This is a genomic window from Thermoactinospora rubra, from assembly GCF_002093975.1.
Lineage (GTDB): Bacteria > Actinomycetota > Actinomycetes > Streptosporangiales > Streptosporangiaceae > Nonomuraea > Nonomuraea rubra_A.
Genome location: NZ_MSZZ01000139.1, coordinates 1 through 584, shown reverse-complemented (window position 1 = coordinate 584; position 584 = coordinate 1). Strand labels below are relative to the sequence as shown.

The following is a 584-nucleotide window of genomic DNA, read 5'->3' as shown; positions in this document are numbered from 1 at the left end:
GCCAAGATGATCGCGTTTGACGAGGACGCCCGGCGCGGTCTCGAGCGCGGTATGAACCAGCTCGCCGACGCCGTGAAGGTCACCCTCGGCCCCAAGGGCCGCAACGTCGTGCTGGAGAAGAAGTGGGGCGCCCCCACCATCACCAACGACGGTGTGTCCATCGCCAAGGAGATCGAGCTTGAGGACCCGTGGGAGAAGATCGGCGCCGAGCTCGTCAAGGAAGTAGCCAAGAAGACCGACGACGTGGCCGGTGACGGCACCACCACCGCCACCGTGCTGGCCCAGGCGCTGGTCCGCGAGGGGCTGCGCAACGTGGCCGCCGGCGCCAACCCGATGGCGCTGAAGAAGGGCATCGAGGCCGCCGTGGAGCGGGTCAGCGAGGAGCTGTCCAAGCTGGCCAAGGACGTGGAGACCAAGGAGCAGATCGCCTCCACCGCCTCCATCTCCGCCGCCGACACCGAGATCGGCCAGCTCATCGCCGAGGCGATGGACAAGGTCGGCAAGGAAGGCGTCATCACCGTCGAGGAGAGCAACACCTTCGGCCTGGAGCTGGAGCTCACCGAGGGCATGCGCTTCGACAAGGG

General features: G+C 67.3%; 1 protein-coding gene. It reads left to right on the top strand.

Features of this window, described 5'->3' with window-relative positions:
• A partial coding sequence (locus BSB02_RS39260; protein ID WP_276206408.1) for a TCP-1/cpn60 chaperonin family protein occupies positions 1-584 on the top strand: 584 nt, incomplete at both ends.